This is a genomic window from Candidatus Firestonebacteria bacterium RIFOXYD2_FULL_39_29 (assembly GCA_001778375.1).
Lineage (GTDB): Bacteria > Oederibacteriota > D2-FULL-39-29 > D2-FULL-39-29 > D2-FULL-39-29 > D2-FULL-39-29.
The window spans coordinates 19,716-29,149 of record MFGV01000038.1 but is presented as its reverse complement, the minus strand read 5'-3'; the positions used below and the strand labels follow the sequence as shown (position 1 = coordinate 29,149).

Genomic DNA, 9,434 nt, shown 5'->3' with positions numbered 1-9,434 from the left:
TCTTCTGCTCAATTTCATTCGACTTTACTCAGAGCATTCTTTTGAAGCATATGCCGGACTGGAACTTTGCGTCTCTTGATTACTCAAGATTTGCCCTTTCGGATATTTCTAATTTGATTAAGTATACAAATAAGCATATATTCTGTCAATATGAGTATTTTATCACTTAATTGTCTTTTATGTACACTTTTATGTGCAATATGCTCTAATATAAGGATTGCTTTTTTAAACCAGGAATATACAGGTATGAATTTCATTTTTTGCATGTCAACCAATAATATGTCATCTACATAAAAGCTCGGATTGCAGCATTTTACTTATATCTGTATTCGCTAGGCGTGTATCCGGTAAAACTTTTGAATGTTTTACAAAACCAAGGGACATCATTGTATCCTGACTTTTTTGCAGTTTCATTAATATTAATATTTTCTTGTTTTAACATTTTTTTTGCTTTTTCAATCCTTATTTCTATCAAATAGTTAAAAATAGGCATTCCTATCTCCATCTTAAATATTTTTTCCATATATCTTTGACTTAATCCGGCTCTTTTTGAAATATCATTCAAAGTAATTTGTTTGTAATAATTCTTTTCCAAATAATTAACTATTTCTTCAACAACTTTGCTATATATGCTCTTTCTATTTATCAGCCTTTTTAAATCTTTATTTAATAATTTAAATGTATTTTCTATGTCCGCTTTATTATTTAGAACCTTAAATATTTTTTCACTTATTAATATTGCTACAGAGTTGTAATACTTGACATCTTGATAAGGATTAAATGACGTTTTCAATATCTTTTCTGTCTGCAGACAATATGGTCTTACAGATAACACTTCCTTATCTTTCCATAACTGTTTTACTGAAGCAAAAGGCCAGGCACTGTCAAGCTCCCTCTTTTTATGATTTTCCAAATTTGTATAATATTTTAAAAATGAACCTGCAGATTTAAGATCTTTTGTATTTTTTGGTATACATAACGCACTACCATATAAAACACTGTATCTTTTTTCGCCTTTTGCCATTCTGGGCAATGGAGCTATTCCTACTTTATTTCTAACCGGGGAATTTACTTGCCAACGAAGAATCTGCATTACGTCAGGAGTAAATATTAAAAATACTGTTTCTCCGTTTAAAAATTTATTCATGCTATTTGAAGATATATTTTGAGTATTTTCAGGGTTGATTTTGTATTTGTTTATTATATGTTTCATAAATTTTATGGATTCAATCATTTTACTGTTATTTATATTTATATTCCCGTTGGTATCATAAATATCTGTTTCATTACCCCAGGCAAATTCTAAGAAGATATCCGTTAATTCCTTTATATTGTACCACCAAAAAGATAAACCGCACAATGTGGGATTATTTTCTTTGCTCAAAATATAATCCGCTGCCTTTAATAAATCATCCATTGTTTCAGGAACTTCTAAATTATATTTTTCCAGGAAGTCCTTTCTATATACCAGACATCTACTATACACATCTACAGGAACACCATATATTGCGTTATTATATATACATGCTTTAACGGCTTCCTCATAATAAATGTTTGTATCAATGTAATCTCCCAAATTAGCAAGTAGTCCTTCAGATGCAAGTTTATATACACCTTCAAAAGGTAATGCGATAATACCTAAAGGAATACTTTGAGGCTTAATAAACCTTCTCATTTTTTCTACGGGATATTCTATTATTTTATCCATATTAAAAGAATCCATTTCCTTAGTTCTGTAAACCGTAATCTCGGGATGAATCTGCTCAAATGCTTTCATTGTTTCTTTCATGTATCTTTCGCCGTAAATACCATCCATAAACCAAATATGATAACTAACTTCCGAGGAAATAGGAGCATTCAGTTTCACACTATTTTCATCCTCAAATATGCTTTTTACTTCCAATCCCTTATTATTAATATTCAGTTTATGAACTCTTGTATCACAAAAGGTACCTTTTGCTTTTAATACACTTATCAATTTTACAATATTTCCGCCTTTTCTTGCCTGCTGCAACGCCAAGATGCTATCCGCAATTTTTGGCAATGGAGAACCAACAAGTCCAAAATACTCCCCTTCTTTTGAAATAGCAGCAGTAAATATCGTTGTAGAAACTTTTTGTTTTATCATATAAAACATTTCATCTATTTCTTGAACGACTTGTGTTCCTTCAAAAACACATGAGACTTCATCTATGAATATCCTGTTAATTTGCACTTTACTAAATATTTCTTCTAATTTAGGAATTAACTGACCTATATCAGACATTTTCGAAGTCATTAATACTAAATTCTTATTTTTTACATATTTTTTCCAATCCATCGTTAAAATATCATAATATTTTAGTATTTCTTCCGGATTTTCCTGTAAAGAAATATACATACATTTTTCTTTCATTTTCAACCCTTGCTTAATAAATTGCAATCCAAACAAAGTTTTTCCCGTCCCGGAATGACCTGCGACAAGAGTAGTGGTCCCTTTTATTATTCCCCCATAAAACATATCATCCAAACCGGGAATTCCTGATTTTATTCTTTTTAGTCTTTTGTCTGCCATAGTATTTAGAGTATAACAAAATTATTGGATTTTAGGAAGAGCCTATAATAGAGGCGCAGAGGTTCGGATGCTCAGAGGCGCAGCAAATAATAAATAGCGAACCAGGGGCGGGGGATAAACAGGCATTGAGGATAAGAAGTTTAGAGGGTTTGAGGGTTAGAAAAAATGGTTTTTGGAAGGCTGAAGGCGGAAGACGTACATATCACAACTGATAAATGCTTTTTTGTTGAGGGTAACGGGTTACGAATAAATATTTCGCGTAACCCGTTACCATTTTTACCAATATTTTTATATTACTTCGGTAATGTAAGCTCTGTTTTGTCGGTGTAATCCAGCTTGCAGCGCAGGATCCTGTGGGTGAACATATCTGAAATTAACAGGTAATTTTTCCACACGGCTACCCCATAAGGGGAAGAAAGCGGGATTTCCGGATTTTTTACTATCTTGGTTCCGGGAATTACTTCGTCGTTGCCTCCGCCTTTGTTATCTTCATTGCCGTAAGCGCCTATTCTTGTAATTATATTTCCGGCTGTGTCCACGGCCAATACATTGAAAACTTCCTGATCATGAAGCCAGATCAAATTATCGGCGTCTATCATAAACTCGGCGGCCGGACATTCCCCACCGCAGGTATAACTGCTTGTGCCGGAATTTCCCGGAACCGTCCAGATATGACCTGTTTTATCTCTTATCCCGCCGGTTGGGGAAAATTTCATCAGTTTATTGTACATGGTAAACTTTAAATTATCCAGTTTCGCCGCGCGTCTTTTGTGCGCCCCGTGACATGTTCCGGTCTCTATCGTATAAATATTACCGTCCCGGTCCAATTTAACGTCATTTGGTCCCTGAAGTTTTACAATACTGTTTTTCTTTAATATCCCGTCAGCACCATAGACATCAATACGGCTGAAATTATACTTATCCCCTATGGTGTCCGGATTACCGACCACTTCATTTACAAGCTTTGCATCCTGGGGTTCCGTTATCGCGCAATAAATATCCCCGTTTGCCGCGATATCAATACCTTTTAACTCATTGACATTCTCTATTGAAATAGCTTCAAGAGTTCCGAATTTTGCCCTTTTCCCGTCAGGTGTAAATTTCCAAATTTCTTTTTTCTTTTTTTCATATATCATTGTGTAAAAATTATCCTGTTTATCAACACCGATATAGGCCGTTCCAACTCCCCACCAGCTGAATTTCTTAAAAGCATTTCCATCAACATCGCTTTGAATAAAATACGGCGAAGCATCCCGGATGTACATTCTGCCCTTGCTGTCCACGGTCAAATGGCCAGGAAATTTTAACGTTTTATTATCTACTCCATTTATTATCTTTTTCTCAAATTTACTTCCGGTATCCGTAACGCGGATCAAAGTATCCTGACCGTCAACAGCCCATATTATGCTTGCTTCCTGGTCAACCGCTATTTTTCTTGCCGCGCCGGAAAGCTCTATTTCCTGAACAACTTTCAGATCTTTCCAGGTGTTAAATTTCAGAAGCTTGGAAACTCCTTTTGGCGCTTTAATGTTGGCATAAACCGCACCTGTTTTATGATTTGCTGCCAGTGAAACTCCTTCTGCAAATGTTATATCCCCGGTGGTTGTTTTTACCTTATCAAATTTTCCGAGGAGAAATCCGTCTTTCCGGTATATTTTCATGCAATTTTCGGTGGAATCACCCAGCCAGATATTTCCCTCTTTATCTACAGCAATTCCCCACATCGGATCATAATTTCCTTTGTTTCTAAACGCCGGTTCTCCTATCATATAAGAGGCGGAGCCTAACTTTTTTTCACCGTTAAAAGTGAAGGATTTAACGGGATTTTTGCATTTATTGTCAAGATGTCCTATTACTCCAAACATATTATCGGCAATATAGATATCTCCCTCAGGCCCTACTGCCAGGGTCCAGGACCTCATAAATGATCCCTTGTCAACCCAGGGCGGGGTACCTAAATCATCATCCGGCAATCCTTCAGGATCTATCTGCATGATTAATTGATGGCCCGGAACCTGGTCAACATAAAATATTCTCCCGTCAAGTCCGATTACCATTGAAGGACTTCTGACCGAGAACCAATAAAACGCGCTGTGACCTACAGCTCTCGGAACCGGTCTTCCGGACCAATCCACAGCTCCCCAATTAATAGTATCCGCCGGCCAAATAGTCCTGTTTTTCCGGAAAAATTTATCCAAAGCGGCTTTTGATTTATCTAAACTAAAAGGGTAAACCTGTTTTACGAACTTTCCTTCCCTGTCGAAAACCCTCATTGATGACATATGAACGCCGAACTGCTGGACAAGATAAATTTCTCCTTTTTGATTTACGGCAATAGACCCCGGAATCGCCCAATTCGAATTTCCCGTATTACCAAAACCGTCAGGATTCCACAAGGCAAATTTATCAAATTTGGCGTTTATTCCCGCGCCTATCAATGCTTTGCAGGTTGAAGCATCAACTGTTTTACCCGCATCATCTTTTCCGTCCCATAATATTTTCTGAGAGGTAGAACTACCCTCAAACGGTTTTGGTGTTTTTGAAGTTCCTACCATACCGCTTGCTAAATGCCTTACAACCTCCCCTTTGGAATCAACTATCCGGATCGTAACATCCACGGACTTTTTAACCGTAAATTCGATATTGTATCCTTTCTCGACTTTTTTTATGGAAGATGCTGCTATATGTTTTACAGAAATGCCGGAATCATCCCCTGACGGGGAAACTTTTTGTCCCGGAGCACCCCCGGCATTCGCCAAACAAAATATCAGAAAGGCGGCAAAAACAAAATACATTTTTCTTTGCATTATTTCTCCTTTTTTTTCGATTTTAATCTTTCCCGTAAAGCATTAAGAGCAGGCTGGCTATTGGTAAGTCCAAATCTCTTGTCAATAGCGGGCTCTATGATTTTCCTTGCTGATTTTGTTTCCCCTTTTGCTTCAAGCCATAATCCCAGCCATAAACGCCATTCGGGAAACCATAAAGGATACGGCCATAATTCATTCGGCTCCGGCTTTTCATATCCTAAAAACATCCTTGCCAGATTAAGTTCGGTTCCTGCCAGATATTTTCTCATATTTTCTTCAATATCTGCTTTGGTCAGGGATTTCAAATATCCCAGGGAGAACAAAAATGCCTGCAATATGACCACACTTCTTGTCTCATATTCATTAAAACTCCGGCATCTAAATCTGTCGATAAATTCCGAAGCTTTAATATAATTTTGATGCTCTATCTCCCATCTTACGCTGCAGTAAACGCAATACATTTTACCGGAATCCGGCAATTCACTGTTATTTTTCCAATCTGTTTCCCAGATTTTAAACAGTTCATTATTTTGAGATTCGATAATAATATCTGAAACTATAACAATACAACTAATATCAATTTCATTTTTCAACCAATCTTTTGCGCTTTTTACATCATTTGAGGCGAAAAAATATGAAAAAACAAGCTGGCTATGTGAATTGCTTAAATTTTTCTCAGGTCCTAATGCTTTTTTTCGCTCAAATATTTCACGCATAACATTACTGCCTATTCCTTTTAATACTATAAATTGAAATGTTGTCTTGAAAGCATTGCCCTCCAAAAATTCTGGCTGTTTAAATAAATAATCATATTTAAATAATAAATCAAAACGTCCGACAGAAAGTATACTACGCAGTGCTATCCAGTTATGGGAATGCAGCTCCTTTTGTGCCTGTAGAAGTTTTTTGTCATATTCTGTAATTTCGTTAAAAGCTTCTTTCCACCTTCCTGCATTTGACAAACTTCTTACGTAATATTGTTCCAATAAAATAGAACTTAATGCTACAGTACTAAATGCATCGTGAGCGATTTTATAAATTTCTATTCTCAAATTAATATCTTCTTCCCTGCATCCTTTCGGATCAAAATACTTACTTGCACGTATATTGTGCCTGACACTCACTATTTCCGATTTTGCCTGGCTGTCAGGAAACATCTTAAGAACTTCCTTAAATAACTCTATTGCTTTCCTCGGATTTTTGTTTTCAGCTCTTTCTATCTCTATTATTCCTTCCTGCACCAGGGCAAAAGGCTCCATGACGCATCCTCTCATTGATTCAAATATCAATATTGCTTCGTCAATTTTATTAAGTTTAAATAAACATATACCGGATTTTAGAAGCGCCTCTTCCCCTTCTAAACGGTTCTTATTTATATCCGCCATTCTTTTGTACTGCATAAGCGCTATTTCATAACTTTTATGCTGCATTAATTCATCGGCAAGCCGCATGGCTGGAAGATTGAGACCCCAAACCTGTTTTTTTAATTTTACAGGCTTTATATGAACCTCTTTTCCCCAGGCGGAAAATCCTATATATTTACCGGAGAAAGGGAATAATTCCCGGTACTTAAAAATCCTGACTCCGTCAAAATAGCCATATATCCATTTTTCATCGCATTCTATCTCTATCTTATGAATTTTCCCTTTTTGCCATTTAATATCCGTTTTCGCCAGGACATCTTCCCCGTTCCTTATAAATTTAGTAACTGTATTTGCTTCCGCCCCCACCTGGAAAAAATATCCGTTATAAACATTTTCACCTTCAGCTTCTTTGGGATTGAGAGCAGGCGCGCGACCTATTATTGAAAGTTCTCCTGCTTTTTCATCGTTAATATAACCCTCACAGGAAAAACTGAATCCTCCCGTAACTTCAGTTTTCCACAGTAATATATTCTCATTATTTCCTTCCGTTACCCAGTCTTCACCTGTGAATTTCCACTCCCCGGTCAGGGTCACCCATTCTTCGGGAATTAGTTTATGCGCTTTTTCTCCAAAATCAATTACTTCCCATTCCCTTTCATTCAGTATAAAATGACTTAGCGTGTCAGAAAAGTATTTAGCGGACTGCCTTTTCACAGGGTCTTTTTCCAGCGCTAATTTACAAAGCCGGGATAAAGTAGGATCTATCCCTGCCTCCGGTAAAACTGCTTCAGGAGTAATTGCTTCTTCATTTATTATTGCATTCACCGTCTCCCTCACTGTTTCCCGTTCAAACGGCAGTTTATCTGTTAATATCTGATACAGAATAACCCCCAAAGCATATATATCCGTAGCTGTAGTTTTTTCGTTAGTTTCATCTTGAAAACTTTCCGGAGTATTGTAAACCGGGGAGCCTATTATTAATTTTGCATCAGTTTTTCCGCCGGTACTGCCGCCATAGGAGGAAGTTTTACTTCCGGAACCCACACCCCAATCTATTACGGTAACCTCTCCAAACTCTCCCACCATAATATTATTCGGGGTTAGATCCCCGTGGACAACCTTCCGTGTATGCGCAAAAGCCACCGTTTCTGCCACATGCTGTAATATCTCGAGCAGCCTGTTCTGGCTGAATTTGCGCAATATATCCGCGTCGCCTTTTTTCCTTAATTCAAGTATATCGGAAAGTAATTTTCCTTTTAAAGCTTTCATGGTGTAATAAAGTCTTCCATCAGCATCCTTCCCCATACTGTATATTGATACAACCCCGGGGTGCTCCAAAGAGGCGGGAATCTTAGCTTCCTTCTCAAAAACCTTCAACTGTTCTTCGGTAAGATACGGCGAAAGCGGGCGCTTTAAAGCTATCTCCCTGTCAAGTTCGGGCTGATTAACCAGTAATACTTCCCCGCTGGTACCGTGGCCTAAATGCCTGATAACTCTATACCCGTCTATTTTTTCGATTATACTGTGTATTTTTTCAACATCAACAGGTACCGGTTTGATGGCTTTCAAGGATTTTTTCCCTTTTACTATTTCAATCGACCCCGTTTTATTTCTGTCAATATATGTCCCTCTCTGATGTTTTCCCCCTACATGATTCAGCTCGTTAACAAAAGAAGAAAGTACCGTACAATTCCGGCCTTTCTCTTTTGCTTTATACAAAGCCTCGTCCGCTCTTAAAAATATGGTCTGCGCATCCCCGGAATTATCCGGATAACTGGAAACGCCCAGGGAAACTGTTACTTTATATTTTTTTATTACAGGGGATTCTTCCACGGTTTTTCTGATCTTTTCCGCAATACCCGACGCTACTCTGCCTATCGTACCGGGAAGGAGCATTTCAAACTCATCCCCGCCGAATCTGGCTATTATATCCGAAATCCGGAGTGTATTTCTTAAAATATCGGCAACTTCAATAATGCACTTATTACCCGCTTCATGTCCTTTTGTGTCATTTAAAATCTTGAACCTGTCAATATCCATTATGATTAAAGAAACCGGCAGTCCCGAACGCTTGCTTTGTCTTACCGCCTGTTCCGCTTCCATCTGAAAATGACGGTGACTGAATAATTTTGTCAAGGGATCAGTTATCGCGGACTGGTAAAGGAGGGAGTGTTCTATCATTGCGGCAGCCTGGCCGCAAAGCATCTCTAAAATCTTCTGATCCTGGCGGCTTAAATCCTTTTTTGATTTTTTAGAATCAACATATAGCGCCCCGAGTATACCCCGGCTGGCAGTCAGGGGAATACAATATATTACCCCTGTATCATTGTCGGGAACCTTTTTTACTTTTTCCTTCATTTGATGCACAAATACTGGTTTTCCCGCCTGCACCACCTGAAGGGCCACATCCTGAATGTATTTTGTAAACTCTTCTGAGTTATTAATACAGGCTTTCGGCCAGAAAGCTCTGACCCTTAATCCTTTTTTTTCCGCCAAAAAAATGACCCCGCGGTCAAAACCAAACTTTTCCACTATCTCTTTTGTGATCCTTAAGAGAAGACTTTCTTCGTTTTGCTCCAATTGCCACAACCGTGTAATCTTAAGGATGTCATCCCAATGATCGGAGGAGGATATATCATCAATATTTTTAACGTCGATTTTCTTCATTTACCTAAATTTTACTAGTTTTCCGGTAAAAATACAACTGTT

General features: G+C 37.7%; 3 protein-coding genes and 1 other annotated feature. All 3 genes read right to left on the bottom strand.

The window, feature by feature from the left end; genetic code table 11:
• Positions 1-39: 39 nt before the first annotated feature.
• Positions 40-105 (bottom strand) — a binding site (cyclic di-GMP riboswitch class I).
• 208 nt (positions 106-313) lie between these two features.
• The 3 genes from A2536_07290 to A2536_07280 all read right to left on the bottom strand — a co-directional run bounded on the left by A2536_07290 (position 314) and on the right by A2536_07280 (position 9,392).
• Positions 314-2,554 (bottom strand): hypothetical protein, encoded by a 2,241-nt coding sequence (locus A2536_07290; GenBank protein ID OGF46761.1) that lies wholly within the window; start codon positions 2,552-2,554, stop codon positions 314-316.
• 293 nt (positions 2,555-2,847) lie between these two features.
• A complete protein-coding gene (locus A2536_07285) occupies positions 2,848-5,361 on the bottom strand; it encodes a hypothetical protein (protein OGF46760.1) in 2,514 nt (837 codons plus the stop codon).
• Entirely contained in the window at positions 5,361-9,392 is a 4,032-nt protein-coding gene (locus A2536_07280; protein OGF46759.1) for a hypothetical protein, read from the bottom strand. Before A2536_07280 ends, A2536_07285 begins: the two co-directional genes overlap by 1 nt.
• Positions 9,393-9,434: the final 42 nt, after the last annotated feature.